Here is an 18,888-nt window from a genome sequence, read left to right on the forward strand (position 1 = left end):
GTATGGGAAAACTAGCAACCATTGATATCATCATCTTTCTTATTTATTTTGTGGTGGTAGCCTCCTACGGGATCTGGATTTACAGAAAGAAAAAATCCGAATCTACAGGGAGTAAAGATTATTTCCTTGCCGAAGGTTCACTGACCTGGTGGGCCATCGGAGCCAGCTTAATTGCATCCAACATTTCAGCGGAGCAGTTCATCGGAATGAGTGGTGAAGGGTTCTTCGTTGGGGTAGCGGTTGCCGCCTATGAGTGGATCGCTGCTGTAGCCCTGATTATTATTGCCGTATGGTTTATTCCGATCTATCTTAAAAACAAGATCTATACGATGCCGCAGTTCCTGGAAACCCGTTACAACAAATCGGTTTCCCTGATCATGGCGGTGTTCTGGCTGTTTTTATATGTTATCGTAAACCTGACTTCCATTCTGTATCTCGGGGCATTGGCCATTGATACTTTATTGGGTGGAGAACACCTTCATATTATTATGATCGTCCTTCTGCTGATGGCTTTGCTGATCGGTCTGGGAGGAATGAAAGTAATCGGGTACACCGATGTGATCCAGGTAGCGGTATTGATTATCGGAGGTTTTGCCACCGTATATATGGCATTGCAGATTGTTGACCAAAGGATCAACGGTGCTGCGGTAGGAAATGCTTTTGCAGGATTCAATACCCTGATGAACGAAGCGCCGGGCCATTTCAAACTGATGCTGAATAAGCCAACCACCACCACGACTACTTTAGGAATGCCTCAGAACCTGGACGTTCAGAAGTATGTGGTATTGCCGGGACTGGCGATGTATTTTGCCGGACAGTGGATCGTAAACCTGAACTATTGGGGCTGTAACCAGTACATTACCCAGCGTGCTTTGGGAGCAGACCTGAAAACGGCCAGAACCGGGATTTTGTTTGCCGGATTTTTAAAGCTTTTCATGCCGATCATCGTTATGCTTCCGGGAATTGCAGCGTATGTACTATATACCAAAGGACAGCTTCCGGGATTCAACGGGGTGAAGGATGGCGCGTATTCAGCGATATTAGGATTTTTACCTGAAGGCCTGAAAGGACTTGCCGTTGCAGCTTTAACCGCAGCGATTGTAGCTTCCCTGGCTGGAAAAGTAAACAGTATTTCAACGATTTTCACGTTGGATATCTACAAAAAATACCTGAAAACGGATGCCACTGAAATCCAGATGGTAAGAACCGGAAGATGGGTGATTATTTCAGCCATGGCTGTTGCCCTGCTCTTTACCTGGACCGACGTCTTAGGCATCGGAGGAGAAGGAGGGTTTACTTTCATCCAGAAATACACCGGATTTATCAGCCCGGGCGTATTTGCGATGTTCTTGCTGGGAATGTTCTGGAAGAGAACCACCGGGACGGCCGCTTTGGTAGGGGTAATCTTAGGTTTCGTATTAGCGATCTTCTTTAACAGCTTTGCCATCGGCATCTTCGGAAAAGAAACCTGGCTGTATACGGCATTTACGTATGAAAAACTGGAAAACGGCGTGGTGCATACCATCACCGAAATCCCGTTTCTTATCAATATGGGATGGTCATTCTTCATTACCATTGTTGTCATGATCCTGATCAGCCTTGCCGGTCCTAAAGTCAACCCGAAAGCTTTTGCTATCGACAGCAAAATGTTTAAAGTAGACGCCAGAACCATGGTGCTGATTGTAGTTACTTTATTGTTGCTTACCGCTCTTTATGTAAGATTCTGGTAGTATTTAATTATCATATGTCAACAAAACAGGATGCCATTGGTGTCCTGTTTTTTTTTGTATAAAAGCGTTTTTTCGTATATTCACTTCATGAAACAGAGACAGGAAATAGGTCTTGAGTTTGAAATTGATAAGCTTACGAATTCCATTCAGAATATCATTACCGGTGACAGCTTTACAACAGAAGTAATTCTGGTGAATTCTATTTCTGAATTGAAGGTTGTTTTGAAAAAGAACGGTTGGCAATTTAATTGGAAAAACGAATTGAAGCAACCGCAAAGGGAAGTTTATAAACTTTCAATAACAAATAATCAGAATATAATTCAGGGTTTGATTAGCTTAGAAGTAAAATCAGATCATGTCTATATGCATTTAATAGAAAGTGCGCCATTTAACAAAGGAAGAGAAAAAGTGTATGTTGGTGTTCCCGGCAATCTGGTTGCTTTCGCTTGCAAATTATCTTTCCAAAGAGGTCATGACGGCAATGTATCATTTGTTGCCAAAAGCCAGCTGATTAAGCATTATGAGGAATCTTTGGAGGCAACTCATATAGTTGGTAGAATTATGATCATCGGTAGAATTGCTGCTTTAAAATTAACGAATAAATATTTTCCTAATGAAAAATAAATCAAAAGAACTGGATGTAGACTTCATAGGTGATGGAAAGCCCTTAACAAAACAGGAAGAACAAAGAATAAGCGATTTTATCAGGAAAAATAAAAAGGACAGTTCTGTCAAATCTGCTGAGAAATTAAATAAGAAGACTGAAAAGATGAATTAATTATTTAATTGAATATAGCTCCTATAGTGAACGACTTTACCGCACTCATCCAACAGCATTTCGGGCCGCTCAGCACTGAGGATCTAAATATTATTCGATCTTATTTTAAAGAAGAAAGACTCATGAAAAATGAATTTTTCACAAGGTCGGATCAGGTGTGCAACCGTCTAAGTATCGTAAAATCAGGAATATTGCGGGTATTTGCGCTTTCAGACGGAAAGGAAATCACCCAATGGATTTCTGTCCCGGATACCTTTATTACGGAAGCGATGGGTTTCTTCTTCAATCAGCCCAACCGTTGGAATATACAGGCTTTTACACAAGTAGAATTGCTAACCATCACGAAAACGGACTATCAGAAACTCTGTAAAGAATTCCCGAAGTGGAACGAAATCGAGAAACAGTTCGTTATGAAATGCTTCATGATGATGGAAGACCGGATTTTCTCTCATCTTTCGATGACAGCTGAAGAAAGGTACAATCAATATTTTGATCAGAATAAAGAATTATTTCATCAGGTTCCGCTGCAGTATATCGCTTCTGTTTTGGGAATGACACCGGAAACCTTCAGCAGAATAAGGAAACGTCAGTCCCAAAACTCTTGATATTTGTCAAGTAAAAGATTTCAGCATTATCAGACCTTTGTGGTATTAATTTTTAAATGATTAACACAATGAAAAATCTTTTGCAGCTCGAAGAATTAGGACCGTTTTTATTTGCTATTTTTCTTTTTGCCCAATTATCCTATTCTTGGTGGCTTTTTCCGGCCGGTCTTCTTTTGCCGGATCTGTCTATGGTCGGTTATTTAATCAATCCTAAGGCAGGAGCATGGTCTTACAATTTTTTCCATCACAAACTGGTGGCTATTCTTGTTTTAATGGCCGGATTCTCGTTTGACATTCCACTTGTTGAACTCATAGGAATTATCCTGTTGGGACATTCTTCCATGGACCGGATTTTCGGGTACGGATTAAAATTCAACGATGATTTCCGGCACACGCACTTAGGGTGGATCGGGAAGAAAGATTAAATCCAAAAAGGATATTAATTTTTCAATGGGGATTGCACTCCGTAGGTGTGCTATTAAAAAATACCCGTTTGGAAAAGCCACTGCAAAAGATAGAACTCCTTTGGAGTTCGGGCTTTCCTTTTTATGATTACTACACAGATATTGCTCCTCTGGAGCAGGACAATTCTATTGAATATTTAAGTAGATGATCAAATACAAAACAGGAAGACAGAAAATAAGTGATTTTCTTAGCAACAATAAAAAATCTGCTAAATCTTCGAGCGTATGTTTCAAAAATAAGGAATACAATTTAAAACTATTACAGCCAAACAGTCGCTTAAAAGTATCAATATCACTACATTTGTATAAACATTCTCCTGTGAATCCTTACCTCTTGTTTATCGATACAGAAACCACTGCCGTTCCCAAACGCTGGGATTTGCCGTATTCCGATACCGTAAACTGGCCTTCTGCGGTTCAGGTATCCTGGATCATCTGTTCGGAAAACGGAACGGAGGTGAAAAAAGAAGACCGGTATATTTTTGAGGAAGATCTTACCATTAGTGAAGAATCATTCCGGGTTCATGGGATTACGGAAGAATTTTTGCGATCCCGCGGGAAGAGCAGGAGGGAAGTGCTGGAAGCCCTTGCAGATGATATTTTAAAATACCGGCCACTAATCATCGGCCATTTTCTGGAATTTGACCTTCACATCCTCGCCGCCGATTTTCTTAGAGCGGAACTCCCGAATCCTTTTGAAGACGGCCGTTTTTACTGCACCATGCTGAAAAGCCGGCAATACACCTCCGGAAGTTCAAAAACCGGTATGCGGTTACCGGAACTCAGCCGGTATTTATTGGGTGAAATGTCAGAACCTTCCCATAATGCGATGATCGATGCGGCGGCAACAGCCCGTTGCTTCTTTGAAATCCGGCGGCAGAACCAATTGTCTCCAAAAGACCTGGAAGAAAAATACAAACTGATCCGTGAAAAACTACACTTTCCCGTTTTAAAACCTTTATAATGTATGGAACATCTGATCCCGCTTTTACAAAAAACACCGCCTTTCAGCCTTTTGCCGGAAAGCGTACTGCAGGAAGTTTCCGAAAGCATGCAGAAGAAAACATTCCATAAAGAAACCCTGGCTTACCGTCAGGAAGTGACGGAAATGCAGGGCGTGGATGTCATTATGGAAGGCGAATATGAAACATTTTTCTTCGATGCGTCCCAAAATAAACGTTGCATTGAAGTTCACCATTCGCCGTATTGTTTCGGGGGAATCTCCGTGGTGCTGAACAGGGTTCGTGCCCTAAAATCCGTAATGGCCAAAAAAGGAACTGTGGTTTATACCTTGCCTAAAAAAGAATTCACGGAACTTTGCAATGCTTACGAGGATTTTTTCCATTATTTCACTTCGGATTTCGGGAAGAAAATGCTGGATGAAGAATTCGCGCACTTTGTGAAAACCCCCGCGTCTTTTGAGGAAAGTTATTTTGCGGCGGACCAGCTGTACTCCAGGAAAATAGAAAGTATTGCTTTTAAAGATATCGTTTCGTGTCCTGAAAATACACCCATTTTTGAAGCGGCCCGTGTGATGGCTAAAAATAAGGTCAGCTGCCTGTTCATAAGAGAAGAAAACAGCCGAAAGATTATTGGCTATGTTACGGATATTACCTTGCGGGATAATGTAATCGCCCAATGCGTAGATCCGCAGAAAGCTGTGAAGGAAGTTATGGATAATCCGATTGTTTCCATTTCCAGCGATGCCTATCTCTATGAAGCGGTACTGATGATGTTCAAAACCAAAACCCGATATTTACTGGTGGAAAAGGACGGTGAAATGGCAGGATTCCTCAGCCGGAACCGTTTGCTGAGCGAACAGGCACAGTCGCCGTTGGTCTTTATCCAGTCGGTGAAGCAGGCCGGAAATACCGCAGAGCTTCGGAAAAAGTGGTTGCAGGTCCCGGATATGATCAATCAGCTCTTGGGCCGCGGCGTTCACGGGGAAATTGCCAGTCAGATTATCACGACTATTGCCGATACCATTACGGTAAAGGTGATTGAAAATGTCATTCGCCAGATCGGGAAACCGCCGGCGAAATTCGTATTTATGGTCACCGGAAGCGAAGGACGGAAAGAGCAGACGCTTAGTACCGATCAGGACAATGGCATCATTTACGAAGACAAAGCCAATGAACAGCGCGAAATGGTGCGTGAATACTTTCTCGACTTTGCCAAAAGGGTTTCCGACGATCTCAATACCATCGGTTTTGTCTACTGCAAAGGCGAATTTATGGCCAGCAATCCGAAATGGACCCACTCTTTGTCACATTGGAAAAGGAATTATGAAGAATGGATCAATGAGACGGTTCCTGAAAATGCAATGAAATTTTCCACTCTTTTCGACTGCCGCTATATTTATGGCGAAGAATCCATTATCAACGAACTGAAAGATTTTATCCAGGAACAGTTGCAGGTTCCGAACGAAAGGTTCTATACTTTTATTGCTAAAAATGCATTGCAGTACGAACCGCCTCTAACATTCTTCAAACGGATCAAAACACAAACCATCGGAAAAGCGGAAGTTTTCGACATCAAAACCGCCATGAGCCCGATTGTCGACCTGCTCCGGGTGTATGCTTTAAAGCATCACATCAATAGTGAGAATACCGGTGAAAGGATGAAAAAATTACAGGAAACAGGCGTGTTCAGCAAAGAACAGTATCAGGAGCTGCATCATTCGTATTATTACCTGATGGCTTTGCGCCTAAAAAACCAGGTCTACCAGATCAACATCGAAAAGAAAATGCCGGATAATTACATCGAGATCAGCCGCCTTACCAAGATCGAGCGGGTAACGCTGACTGAGATTTTTAAAGCGATCAACAGCTTTCAGCAGGGTATCCGTATGAAATTTACGGGAAGTCTATAGAAGATTATTCTGCTGTCAGAAACAATATGATGCTTTACGGGAGTATTGCTCTACTTCACTTAGGTAACGGTCTACTTCACTTTGGTAACAGTCTACTTCACTTTGGTAACAGTCTACTTCACTTGGGTAACGGTCTACTTCACTTGGGAACGGTCTACTTCACTATGGTAACAGTCTACTTCACTACTGTAACGGTCTACTTCACTTGGGTAACGGTCTACTTCACTTGGGTAACGGTCTACTTCACTTGGGTAACGGTCTACTTCCCTTGAGTAACGGTCTACTTCACTTGGGTAACGGTCTACTTCACTCGGGTAATGGTCTACTTCCCTTGAGTGTTGTCTCAGTACATCAGATTTTAAACATAAATCCCTCCGCAAGCTTTTTCTTGTATTTCTCCTCATCAAAGCGGTACAGGAAAGAGCCTTTTTTGGATGAGGTCATATCCTTTTCCTCCGTTTTTACGAGGATATCCAGTGCATTGATTTTGCTGATGAAATTCCGTTTGTCGTATTGTTCGTTAAAGATGGCTTCATATAAACTCTGCAGGTCTTTCATGGTGAATTTTTCAGGCAAAAGTTCAAATCCGATTGGCCTTGTAGATGCTCTTCTCCTCAGTCTCAGTACGGCATCTTTTACCATTTCATTATGATCAAAAATCAGTGTAGGGAAATCCTGAAGGTCGAACCATTTGGCACTGTATTTTTCATTGATCTGGATATTTTTCTCAATATTGATCAAAGCATAATACGAAATCGACATGATTCTGGCAGTCGGTTCGCGGTGGATTTCAGTATAAGAATTCAGCTGTTCGAGATAGATATTTTTCAGTCCGGTAAGCGTGTTGAGGACACGGTGGGCTGCTTCGTCAGACGTTTCATCATTTCCGATAAAACCTCCCATCAATGACCATTCTCCCAAGTTTGGCTCAAAATTTCTTTGTACCAGAAGAATTTTAAGATTTTCACCGTCAAATCCGAAAATTATACAGTCAACGGCTACCAAATGTCTGGGATACTGAGAATAATCCTGTGTCATCTTTATACTTTGTACAAAGGTAAAGTATTTACGGTTATGTTAATACAGAAATGTATTTTTTACACTTTTTTTCTGAAAATATTCATTCGCTTTAAAAATAGCGCTGCAGCAAATGATTTTGGGAGAAAAAAAATCTGTTTTCAGCCAATTTTATTCAATAAAAGGTATTAATTACATATCAAATTAGTGTTAAAAATATGTTAATTTTTGAATTTTAAATGAATAAGAATAAAATAGAACCCGTTTTAAACCTTACTGTTAAAAATACGATAAGTGATTTTGAGACCGATTAATGAATCTGCTTAAACGTTATGTATTCATTTTGTATACAATCATTTAATTTTATCAATCTGATTTCCTTATAGATTCATAATCTTATTTTTTATGATAAGTATTCGGATTTTAGACGGATTTAAATTTACTTTTGCATTGCTGGCTTGAACGATTTTGGGCCGTGGTTTTCGAAAATCTTTTGTATATAGATTCTTTCTTTTATTTTAGAAATGTTGAAATAACATTTATTAATGAGTAAAAAATTCTCCATTTTAGTATTAGGTTTTGCATCATTGACTTTCGCACAGGTGAGTCAGAAAATCCAATATTTCCCATTGCGAGATGTTAAGCTGTCGGAAAGTGTTTTCAATAAAGCCATGCAGGCTGATAAAATGTACATCATGTCTATGGAGCCCGACAGGCTTTTGGCACCTTATCTCAAAGAAGCAGGGTTACAGCCCAAAGCGGAAAACTATCCGAACTGGGAAAATACAGGTCTTGACGGCCATATCGGCGGACATTATGTTTCGGCACTGGCCCTGATGTATACGTCTACCGGAGACCCTAATATCAGGAAGAGACTTGATTATATGATTGATGAGCTTGAACGTTGCCAAAATTCTTCAGGAGAAGGCTATGTGTCTGGGGTTCCGGCAGGAAAAAAAATCTGGAAAGAAATTTCGGAAGGTAATATCCGTGCTTCCGGTTTCGGGTTGAACGACCGGTGGGTCCCGTTGTATAATATCCATAAAATATATGCAGGACTTCGCGATGCCTATTGGTATGCGGGTAGTGAGAAAGCCAGAAAAATGCTTATTAAACTCACCGACTGGATGGCGAATGAGGTTTCTGCATTGTCTGATGATCAGATCCAGGACATGCTGAGAAGTGAACATGGCGGATTGAACGAGGTTTTTGCTGATGTTTACGAGATTACCAAAGATCAAAAATACCTGAAACTTGCTCACCGATTTTCACATCAGGCGATTCTTAATCCATTGCTTTTGGGAGAAGACAAGCTTACCGGAATTCATGCCAATACCCAGATTCCGAAAGTAATCGGATATAAGCGGATCGCTGATCTTGAAAACAACCAGCAATGGAATAACGCGGCGGATTTTTTCTGGCATAATGTCACCGAAAAAAGATCTTCCGTCATCGGAGGAAACAGTGTGAGTGAACATTTTAATCCTGTTAACGATTTCAGCAGCATGATCAAAAGTATTGAAGGTCCTGAAACCTGCAATACTTACAACATGCTTAAGCTTACGAAAGCTCTTTTTGCAACTTTACCGAAGTCATATTATATGGATTATTATGAGAAAGCGCTTTATAATCATATTTTGTCCACCGAAAATCATGATAAAGGAGGTTTTGTGTACTTTACGCCGATGCGTCCAGGGCATTACCGGGTGTATTCGCAACCGCAGACCAGCTTCTGGTGCTGTGTAGGCTCCGGTCTTGAAAACCATGCGAAGTACGGGGAAATGATCTATGCGCATTCGGAAAATGATCTGTATGTCAATTTATTCATCCCGTCAACGCTCAAATGGGCAGAAAAGAAGATCCTGATCAGGCAGGAAAATAACTTTCCCGAAACACCATCCACCAAATTTATTGTTGATCTGGCCGGAAAAGGGAATTTTAATCTGAAAATCAGATCTCCGCAATGGACTAATCTTTCTGACGTTACCATTTCAATCAATGGAAAAAAACAAAATACACAGCCGGATGACAACGGGTATTTTACCTTAACTAAGAAATGGAAAAAAGGAGATGTTATAGAGATGAATCTTCCGATGCATCTTGAAGCGGAGCAGTTGCCGGACAAATCCGATTATTATGCTTTTAAATACGGACCTGTTGTCCTTGCCGCCACCTACGGAACAGAAAACCAGCAGGGATTACTTGCCGACGACAGCCGTGGAGGGCATATTGCACACGGCCCGCAAATTCCATTGAATGATATTCCTGTTATTTTAGGAAATGCTAAGGAAGTGATCAGTCATGTGAAACCTGCTGATGATCAGCTTACGTTTAGCATCACCGGGCTTTATCCTTCTGACAAGTTCAGCAAAGGCTTTAAGCTTATTCCGTTTTATAAAATCCAGGAAGAAAGATATATTCTGTACTGGCCGCAGGCAGATCAGGACAAAATAGAAATGATTCAGAAAAAGAAAGCAGCGGAAGAAGCTGAAACCCGAAAACTGGATCTCATCACAGCAGATAAAATTCAGCTGGGAGAGCAGCAGCCGGAATCTGATCATTTTTTTGAAAGCAAAGATTCGAATACCGGATACATGGAAGACCGTCATTTCCGTGACGCGAAAGGATGGTTTAGCTATAAAATGAAAAACCCCGGTAAGAATGCGTCGTACCTGTATGTGCTTTATTTCGATGCAAACAATAACCGTTCTCTGAATATAGAAATCAACGGTAAAAAAGTATCTGCAAAGAACCTTGAAGGCAAAGCCGGAAATTCACCACAGGTTATGCTGCTGCCGATTCCCGAAGCGGAAAAAAATAAAGAATCTCTTACTGTTAAATTTTATGCCGAAGAACAGATGTTGACTTCAAAGATCATTGAAGTACGCCTGTTGACAAAGGATTATAAAAAACCTGATCAATAAAAATTAAAAAAATTCCATGAAAATAGATTGTTCTAAAATCCTGTTTTTAATCATAGCCATTTTCAGCGTTTGTTTATTTGATGCTAAAGTAAAGCTTCCGGCTTTGGTTTCGGACGGCATGGTTCTTCAGAGAAACCAGAAACTGAAAATCTGGGGCTATGCCGATGCAGGCGAGAAGATTACGGTTAAATTTTTAAATAAAACCTATTCTGCTACGGCTGACAAAGCAGGAAACTGGAATGTCATGCTTCCTGAGCTTAAAGCCGGCGGCCCGTTTGTAATGACCATCAATGATATCACGCTTAAAGATATTTTAATTGGTGATGTCTGGGTAGCATCTGGTCAATCCAATATGGAACTTCCGATGAGAAGGCTTACTCCGCTCTACGGACAAGAAATGAAAACGGCGAATAATCAGTATGTCCGGTTTTTCACCGTACCCCAGAAGTATAATTTTAAAGCTCCTCAGAATGACCTCGATGGCGGCAAATGGGAAGCAACCGATCCGAAAACGATCCTGGATTTTTCAGGAGTGGCTTATTTTTTTGCTAAAAATCTGAATGAAAGAGAAAAAGTTCCGGTAGGAATAATCCACACAAGTCTGGGCGGTTCGCCGGTGCAGGCCTGGATGGATACGAATTCGCTTAAAAAATATCCTGAATATCTGGAAGAAGCAGAAAAATGGAAAAATGATGATTTAATTAAATCCACAGAATCCAACGAGCAGTCATTAAGCAAAGCTTGGTATGCCGAACTTGATCAAAGCGATATCGGTTTAAATCAGCACTGGGATAATTTTGATCTTGATGATTCATCATGGAAAACTATGAATGTTCCGGGATCATGGGAAGATCAGGAAGGCCCGTTTGAAGGTTCTGTCTGGTTTAGAAAAGAAATAATTCTGCCGAAAGGATCTTCGCAAAAAACAGCTTTCCTTAATTTGGGAAGAATAAAAGATGCTGATGTGACCTACATCAATGGAATAAAAGTCGGGAATGTAACGTATGAATACCCTCCGAGATGGTATGATATTCCGGCAGGCGTTTTAAAAGAAGGAAAAAATATCATCACCGTAAGAGTGATCAACGGAAGTGGAAAAGGACAGTTCATTGCGGATAAACCTTATTACCTTGAAGTTGACGGACAAAAAACTGATCTTAAAGGTCCATGGAAATATAGAATTGGGGCAAAAATGGAAAAAATGGCTCCCGGACAGACCTTTATCCGCTGGAAGCCGACCGGACTTTACAATTCGATGATCAATCCGCTGATTAATTATAAAGTGAAAGGATTTCTGTGGTATCAGGGAGAAAGCAATACCGGAAAACCGAAAGAGTACGGTGATCTTTTAACGACCATGATCAACGACTGGCGTTCTAAATGGCAGGAAAAAGAAGCTCCTTTCCTGATTGTTCAGCTTGCTAATTTTATGGAAGCTAAAAATCAGCCTGTGGAAAGCAACTGGGCAGAACTCAGAGACCAGCAGCGCAAAGTTTCGCTCAATGTTCCAAATTCAGGACTTGCCGTAATTATAGACGTCGGTGAATGGAATGATATTCATCCTCTGGATAAAAAAACAGTTGGCGACCGATTGGCTTTACAGGCATTAAAAATAGCCGATAAAGAAGATATTATTGCAGACGGACCGGTTTACCAGTCAATGAAAATTGACGGGAATAAAATTATACTTTCCTTTAAAAAGGGAACTGATGACTTTGCACCGGTTTCAGAATTAAAAGGCTTTGCGATCAAAGGAAAAGACGGAAGTTATCAATGGGCAAAAGCTAAGATCCAGGGCAAAAACATCGTCGTCTGGAATGATGAAATCAAAGATCCCGTTTCCATACGATATGAATGGGCAGATAATCCTGACGGCAATTTAAAAAACAAAGCAGGTCTTCCTGCTTCTCCTTTTACAACAGAATAAAAATAATTTAAAGAAATCAAATATTTGAAATGAATAATCAGCCACAAAAAATATCGGTGATTGAAAAAGTAGGCTACAGTTTGGGAGATCTTGCTGCCAATCTTGTTTTTCAGACCCTGGTAACCTATCTCGCTTACTTTTACACGGATATTTACGGATTAAAGGCGGAAGATGCTTCGGTGATCACGCTTATCGTAGGTTTAATTGCCGGTTTCGGTTTCAATCCGATGATCGGGGCTTTGGCCGACCGTACCAGTACCAAATGGGGAAAATTCCGCCCATGGATCTTATTTACAGCCGTTCCGCTCGGGATTGCGGCTTTATTAGCATTCAGTACGCCAGGCTTTTCGTACAAAGGAAAAATGATCTACGCGGCGGCAACTTATTCACTGTTGCTATTGCTGTATGCGGCCAATAATCTTCCTTATGCCGCATTAAGTGGGGTGATCACGGGAAATATGGGCGAAAGAAACAGTATTTCATCCTATCGTTTTGTAGCGGTAATGTTTGCCCAGTTTTTTGTACAGGTATTCATGCTTCCTATTATTCTATCCGCCGGGCACGGTGATAAAGCGGCCGGTATCGAAACGGTGATGACGTGGCTTGCCGTAATTGGTTCAGTCATGCTTCTGATCACATTTTTCACCACGAAAGAAAGAATTATTCCAAAACCGGAACAGAAATCTACTTTAAAAGAGGATTTAAAAGATATTTTCCAGAACCGACCATGGATTATCATGTTGACCGTAACGGCTTTCATTTTCATTACACTGGCCATGAAGGGAGGGGCTTATGTGTATTATTTTAACAATTATGTGGATGAAGCTTCACTTAAAAGTTTTATTTCCCCGATTACTTCTTTTTTCAACTCAATCGGAATGAATTTCTTTGGTGAAGATCCGAAATCTGCCGGTTTTGGGTTGTTCAATGCAGGAGGAATCATTATGATGATCGTGGGAATCACTTTTTCCAAGAGATTCGCCGATAAATATGGAAAGCGTGATACTTTCATTGCATCGCTTTTTATTTCCACCTTATTTGTGCTGTTCTTTATATTTTATCCTCCGAAAGCGGTTGGAATCATGTTCCTGTCCCAGATTTTACACGGTTTCTTCTACGGAATCAGTACGCCGTTATTGTGGGCGATGATAGCCGATGTAGCCGACTATTCCGAATGGAAAAACAACAGAAGAGCGACGGCTATTATTTTCTCTGCGATGATGGTCGGATTGAAGGTGGGTTTAAGTATTGGCAGCTCTTTAGTAGCACTGATCATCGGAAAATACGGATATATTTCCACTACCGAAGGCATGGCTAATGTCGTTCAGCCCGAAACGGTGGCAGCGGGAGCTAAAATGCTCGTAAGTGTATTCCCGTCGATACCTTTTTTCATCGCATGCGGATTGCTTTTATTTTACAAAATCAACAAAAAAATGGAAGTTCAGATCGAGAAAGATCTGGCGGAAAGAAGAAAACAATAATTATGAATATGAAGCGTATTATCTTATTGGGTTTAATGACTTTTGCTGTTTCCAATGCAGTGGCCCAAAAAACGGAAAATTCTCTGAAAGAAGCCTTTAAAAATAAATTTTACATCGGAACGGCCATGAGTCTTCCGCAAATTAACGGAACAGATGTGAAATCGGATCAGATCATCACTTCGCAGTTCAGTTCTATTGTCGCGGAAAACTGTATGAAATCGATGTTTTTACAGCCTCAGGAAGGAAAGTTTTTCTTTGATGATGCCGACCGATTTGTGGCTTTTGGTGAAAAAAATAAAATGTTTATCATCGGCCATACGCTGATCTGGCATTCGCAATTACCTAAATGGTTTTTTGTAGACAAAAACGGAAAAGATGTTTCTGCCGAAGTCCTTAAGCAGCGGATGAAAAATCATATTACAACCGTCGTTTCCCGATACAAAGGCCGTGTAAAAGGCTGGGATGTCGTAAACGAAGCGATTATGGAAGACGGAACGTATAGAAAAAGTAAATTCTATGAAATCCTTGGGGAAGAATTTATTCCTTTAGCTTTTCAATATGCACAGGAAGCTGATCCGAATGCTGAATTGTATTATAATGATTACAACGAATGGTTTCCTGAAAAGGTGAAAACCGTTATTAAAATTGTTAAAGACCTGAAATCAAGAGGAATCAGGATTGATGGGGTAGGAATGCAGACCCATGTAGGCCTCGATACTCCAAAACTGGCTGAGTATGAAAAAGCGATAGAAGATTATTCATCGGCAGGAGTAAAAGTGAATGTTACCGAGATGGAAATCAGCGCGCTGCCTTCACCTTGGGGAACTTCTGCCAACGTTTCCGATAAAGTTGAGTATGAGGCTAAAATGAATCCTTATACAAAAGGTCTTCCGGAAAGTGTACAGAAAGAGTGGGAAGCCCGTTATCTTGATTTTTTCAGTCTGTTCATCAGGCATCAGGATAAAATAAGAAGAGTGACCTTGTGGGGAGTAACCGACAATCAATCCTGGAAGAATGATTTCCCGGTAAAAGGAAGAACCGATTATCCATTACTTTTTGACCGCAATTTCAAAGCAAAACCGGTCGTTGAAAAAATAATTCAATTAACAAAAGAAAAAAATAAATAGTAAATCATTAATTATTAATTATCAATTATCAATTATCAATTATCAATTATCAATTATCAATTATCTTCTAAATATCAATTTTAAAAAATGAACAAAGCAAAATACCTTTTCCCGAAAGACTATATGGCCGATCCTTCCGTACATGTTTTTGAGGGTAAAATTTACATTTATCCTTCCCACGACCGTGAAAGCGGCATTGAAGAAAATGATAACGGCGATCACTTCGATATGAACAATTATCATGTGTTTTCTTTAGATGACGTAGAAAACGGAGAAGTTACGGATCATGGAGTCGTGTTGTCCGTTAAAGATATTCCATGGTCGGGGAGACAGCTTTGGGACTGTGATGTTGCTTTTAAAGATGGAAAATATTATATGTATTTCCCATTGAAAGATAAAAACGATATCTTCAGAATCGGTGTTGCCGTGAGTGATAAGCCTTACGGACCTTTTGTTCCGGAAAAGCATCCCATGATGGGAAGCTACAGCATAGATCCTTGTATTTTTGAAGAAAATGGGAAACATTATATGTATTTCGGAGGAATCTGGGGTGGTCAGCTGCAGCGTTACCGGAATAACAAAGCGCTGGAATCTGCGATAATTCCTCAGGATAATGAGCCGGCCATTCCGTCTAAAGTAGCTTTGTTAAGTGAAGATATGCTTGAATTTGCAGAAGAGCCTAAAGATGTTCTCATCCTCGATGAAAACGGAAACCCTTTGCTGCATGGTGACAGGCACCGTTTCTTTGAAGCTTCATGGATGCACAAATACAACGGTAAATATTATTTTTCATATTCCACCGGAGATACTCATTTGTTGTGTTACGCTACCGGAGACAATCCTTACGGGCCGTTCACTTTTCAGGGCGAAATTTTAACACCCGTAGTCGGATGGACCACCCATCACAGCATAGCAGAATTTAAAGGGAAATGGTACCTTTTCTTTCACGACAGCGTTCCAAGCGGAGGGAGAACCTGGCTCAGAAGCATGAAAGTCGTGGAAATTGAATATGATAATGACGGTAAAATCAAAACCATCGAAGGACTGGACGAAAATCAGTAAAATGCAATCAACTTTGTCAAAGTTCAGAACTTTGACAAAGTTTGTTTCAACAGATTCCAAAAGATTCTAACAATAGCCATAGATTTAAAACTATGGAAAAAATACCAACCGTGGGCGAAAACCTACGGAAAGTCAAATTTAAAGCAAATCCCAATGCAACATTTCAGAATTTACCTTGTTTTATTACTCATGATTCCGTTAACGGCCTTCGCGGAAGACGGAAGTCAGCTCTGGCTTCGCTTTCCTGCAAAAAACGGAATTTCTACAAATCAGATTATTGCTAAAGGAAACAGTGCCACCTTAGATATTGCCAGAAAAGAACTGAGGAATCATTGGCAGGGGCAAACCGTCGAACTCCGAACGGAAAAATCATTGAAAAACCTGAAAGACGGCTATACCATAAAATCTGTGCAGAATAAAATCGTTATTTCTGCCGGAAAGGAAATCGGATTGCTTTACGGGGTGTATCATATTTTGCGACTGCAGCAAACCAATTCATTGACCGCAAGCCTAAATATTACCGAAAAGCCTTCATATGATGTCAGGATTCTTAACCATTGGGATAACCTGGACGGAACGATCGAGCGCGGCTATGCAGGCCATTCACTGTGGAAATGGGAAAATCTTCCTACAAAAATATCTCCGAGATATGAAGAATATGCAAGAGCCAATGCGTCGGTCGGGATCAATTCTGTAGTATTGAATAATGTGAATGCTTCTCCGAACATGCTTCGTGAAGATTACCTGAAAAAAGTAAAAGTTCTGGCAGATATTTTAAGGCCGTATGGAATCAGGGTTTATCTTTCGGTCAATTTTGCGTCCCCTAAAGTTTTGGGAGGAACCGAAAATTCTGATCCGCTGAACAAAAACGTTCAGAAATGGTGGAAGGATAAAGCTTCGGAAATTTATAAATTGATTCCGGACTTCGGAGGATTTTTAGTGAAAGCCAACTCTGAAGGTCAGCCGGGGCCACAGGATTACGGAAGGACACATGCCGATGGTGCTAATATGATGGCCGATGTTTTAAAACCATATGGAGGAATTGTCATGTGGAGGGCATTTGTATACAGTCCCAGCAAAGACGACCGTGCTAAGCAAGCCTATCTTGAATTTGTGCCTCTTGACGGTAAATTCAGGGATAACGTGATTATTCAGATTAAAAACGGACCGGTTGATTTTCAGCCTAGAGAAGCTTTTAACCCTTTGTTCGGGGCATTGAAGAAGACACCGGAGATGGTTGAATTTCAGATCACCCAGGAATATTTAGGACAGGCGAATCATCTGGTTTATCTGGCGCCTTTATTTCAAGAAACCCTTGAGAGCGATACCTACGCCAATGGGGAAGGGTCTACCATTGCTAAAATTACGGACGGAACATTAAGACCTGTCAGACTTACGGCTATTTCCGCGGTTGCCAATATTGGTGAAGACACCAACTGGACCGGTCATCAGTTTGCACAGGCCAACTGGTATGCTTTCGGAAGACTGGCATGGAATCATCAGCTCAGTGCAGATCAGATTGCCGATGAATGGATTAAAATGACCTTTACCAATAATGAAAAGTTTGTTAATCCTGTTAAAGAAATGATGCTCACTTCAAGAGAAACGGCTGTTGATTACATGATGCCTTTGGGACTTCATCATATTTTTGCCGGTGGGCATCACTATGGTCCTGAACCTTGGGGAGATTATAAAGGTGGAAGGCCGGACTGGTCGCCGGTATACTATCACCAGGCGGATAAAACCGGACTCGGATTCGACAGAACCAAAACGGGAAGTAATGCAGTTTCACAATATTTTCCACCTCTGAATGAACTTTACGGAAACATCAAAACATGTCCTGAAAATCTTATTTTATGGTTTCATCATGTTCCTTGGGACTATCAGATGAAAGACGGGAAAACATTATGGGAAGAACTTTGCTATAAATATGATTCAGGAGTTCACGAGGTGAGGGATTATCAGAAAATATGGGATCAGATGGAGCCTTATATCGATAATCAGAGGTTTACTGAAGTACAATCGAAGCTGAGAATCCAGGCGAAAGATGCAGTATGGTGGAAGGATGCCTGCCTTCTGTATTTCCAGACTTTTTCTAAGATGCCGATTCCTTACGATATCGAAAGACCGGTGCATGAGCTGGAAGATCTTAAAAAGATAAAACTCAATATGGGCCACCATAATTAAAAAATGAGGCAACTCTTTTTCTGTAATAGAAGAGTTGCCTCATAAAAAAATAACTGTACGTAAAATTTATCCGGTATTAATCGGATCAACTATATAAAAATTTAGTTTAAGATTTATTTCAGAGAAATTACTTTGTTGAAAATATTTCCATTTTCTTCCACACGGATGATGTAATTTTCTGAAGTGTTGCGGTTAAGATCGAAAGTCAGATCCAGAGCTCCGTCCGCAGATTTTTTAGTGGCATTGTAATAACTGTTGTTGGCAAAATCCATCACTGAAATATTCACTGGAGTATTGGCGTTTGCTATATGAAGCTTTACGATATGATCTGAAATTGTGTATTCAGGTTTGTTAACAACACTTACCGGTGTTTTATCAACTTCCATTACATTGTTTTTCCCGATGTTTATTCTGTATTTTTCAACTTTTGTCTCCGATTCGGCAACCAGGTAATACGTTCCTGACGTAAATTCGTTTAGGTTATAAGACTTGGATACTACATTTTCGGTATCTAGTTTTTCAGAAAATAATTCACCTTCAATATCGTTATAAACAAACAATGAAACATTTTTAGCATTGGATATTTCAAAGTTTAATGTTTTAGAATTCACATTTCCTAAAGAGATAGAAAAGTCTCTGTCTTTACTCATCAAGCTTGCTGACATCAATAAGAACGCTGCAAGGAAACCGGATTTTAATAATTTATTCATAATG

16 protein-coding genes are annotated in these 18,888 nt (G+C 40.5%); 13 read left to right on the forward strand and 3 right to left on the reverse strand.

The window, feature by feature from the left end; translation table 11 throughout:
• Positions 1-2 precede the first annotated feature (2 nt).
• The 7 genes from AC0N32_RS05425 (at position 3) to AC0N32_RS05455 (ending at position 6,449) form a co-directional block, all read left to right on the forward strand.
• Positions 3-1,730 carry a sodium:solute symporter family transporter gene (locus AC0N32_RS05425; protein ID WP_476392844.1) on the forward strand — a complete coding sequence of 576 codons (1,728 nt, stop codon included), beginning with the start codon at positions 3-5 and terminating at the stop codon, positions 1,728-1,730.
• 87 nt (positions 1,731-1,817) lie between these two features.
• Positions 1,818-2,354 (forward strand): hypothetical protein, encoded by a 537-nt coding sequence (locus AC0N32_RS05430; protein WP_476392845.1) that lies wholly within the window; start codon positions 1,818-1,820, stop codon positions 2,352-2,354.
• Entirely contained in the window at positions 2,344-2,508 is a 165-nt protein-coding gene (locus tag AC0N32_RS05435; protein ID WP_476392846.1) for a hypothetical protein, read from the forward strand. Before AC0N32_RS05430 ends, AC0N32_RS05435 begins: the two co-directional genes overlap by 11 nt.
• A gap of 122 nt (positions 2,509-2,630) precedes the next feature.
• A complete protein-coding gene (locus tag AC0N32_RS05440) occupies positions 2,631-3,113 on the forward strand; it encodes a Crp/Fnr family transcriptional regulator (protein WP_476392847.1) in 483 nt (160 codons plus the stop codon).
• A gap of 68 nt (positions 3,114-3,181) precedes the next feature.
• Positions 3,182-3,538, forward strand: coding sequence for a DUF4260 domain-containing protein (locus AC0N32_RS05445; RefSeq protein ID WP_476392848.1), 357 nt, complete (start codon positions 3,182-3,184; stop codon positions 3,536-3,538).
• Positions 3,539-3,896: 358 nt separating this feature from the next.
• On the forward strand, positions 3,897-4,541 hold the full coding sequence (locus AC0N32_RS05450; RefSeq protein WP_476392849.1) for a 3'-5' exonuclease: 645 nt from the start codon (positions 3,897-3,899) through the stop codon (positions 4,539-4,541).
• Positions 4,542-4,544: 3 nt separating this feature from the next.
• Positions 4,545-6,449 carry a DUF294 nucleotidyltransferase-like domain-containing protein gene (locus tag AC0N32_RS05455; RefSeq protein WP_476392850.1) on the forward strand — a complete coding sequence of 635 codons (1,905 nt, stop codon included), beginning with the start codon at positions 4,545-4,547 and terminating at the stop codon, positions 6,447-6,449.
• A 134-nt stretch (positions 6,450-6,583) separates the two neighbouring features.
• Here AC0N32_RS05455 and AC0N32_RS05460 read toward each other — a convergent pair whose 3' ends face one another.
• Together AC0N32_RS05460 and AC0N32_RS05465 are read right to left on the reverse strand one after the other, a co-directional pair.
• Positions 6,584-6,829, reverse strand: coding sequence for a hypothetical protein (locus AC0N32_RS05460; RefSeq protein ID WP_476392851.1), 246 nt, complete (start codon positions 6,827-6,829; stop codon positions 6,584-6,586).
• Positions 6,801-7,487, reverse strand: coding sequence for an NUDIX hydrolase (locus tag AC0N32_RS05465; protein WP_476392852.1), 687 nt, complete (start codon positions 7,485-7,487; stop codon positions 6,801-6,803). Before AC0N32_RS05465 ends, AC0N32_RS05460 begins: the two co-directional genes overlap by 29 nt.
• Before the next feature lie 524 nt (positions 7,488-8,011).
• On the opposite strand from AC0N32_RS05465, the gene AC0N32_RS05470 reads away from it, so the two are divergent.
• The 6 genes from AC0N32_RS05470 to AC0N32_RS05495 all read left to right on the forward strand — a co-directional run bounded on the left by AC0N32_RS05470 (position 8,012) and on the right by AC0N32_RS05495 (position 18,174).
• Positions 8,012-10,390: a beta-L-arabinofuranosidase domain-containing protein gene (locus AC0N32_RS05470; RefSeq protein WP_476392853.1), complete on the forward strand. Its 2,379-nt coding sequence runs from the start codon at positions 8,012-8,014 to the stop codon at positions 10,388-10,390.
• Positions 10,391-10,406: 16 nt separating this feature from the next.
• Positions 10,407-12,317: a sialate O-acetylesterase gene (locus AC0N32_RS05475; RefSeq protein WP_476392854.1), complete on the forward strand. Its 1,911-nt coding sequence runs from the start codon at positions 10,407-10,409 to the stop codon at positions 12,315-12,317.
• A 29-nt stretch (positions 12,318-12,346) separates the two neighbouring features.
• On the forward strand, positions 12,347-13,798 hold the full coding sequence (locus AC0N32_RS05480; RefSeq protein WP_476392855.1) for an MFS transporter: 1,452 nt from the start codon (positions 12,347-12,349) through the stop codon (positions 13,796-13,798).
• Between the two features lie 8 nt (positions 13,799-13,806).
• Positions 13,807-14,925 (forward strand): endo-1,4-beta-xylanase, encoded by a 1,119-nt coding sequence (locus AC0N32_RS05485; protein WP_476392856.1) that lies wholly within the window; start codon positions 13,807-13,809, stop codon positions 14,923-14,925.
• 87 nt (positions 14,926-15,012) lie between these two features.
• Positions 15,013-15,987 (forward strand): glycoside hydrolase family 43 protein, encoded by a 975-nt coding sequence (locus AC0N32_RS05490; RefSeq protein WP_476392857.1) that lies wholly within the window; start codon positions 15,013-15,015, stop codon positions 15,985-15,987.
• A 153-nt stretch (positions 15,988-16,140) separates the two neighbouring features.
• Positions 16,141-18,174 carry an alpha-glucuronidase gene (locus tag AC0N32_RS05495; RefSeq protein ID WP_476392858.1) on the forward strand — a complete coding sequence of 678 codons (2,034 nt, stop codon included), beginning with the start codon at positions 16,141-16,143 and terminating at the stop codon, positions 18,172-18,174.
• 113 nt (positions 18,175-18,287) lie between these two features.
• On the opposite strand, the gene AC0N32_RS05500 is transcribed toward AC0N32_RS05495, so the two are convergent.
• Complete coding sequence (locus tag AC0N32_RS05500; RefSeq protein WP_476392859.1) at positions 18,288-18,884, reverse strand: hypothetical protein; 597 nt, start codon at positions 18,882-18,884, stop codon at positions 18,288-18,290.
• Positions 18,885-18,888 lie beyond the last annotated feature (4 nt).

The sequence above is a fragment of the Chryseobacterium endophyticum genome (genome assembly GCF_056333165.1).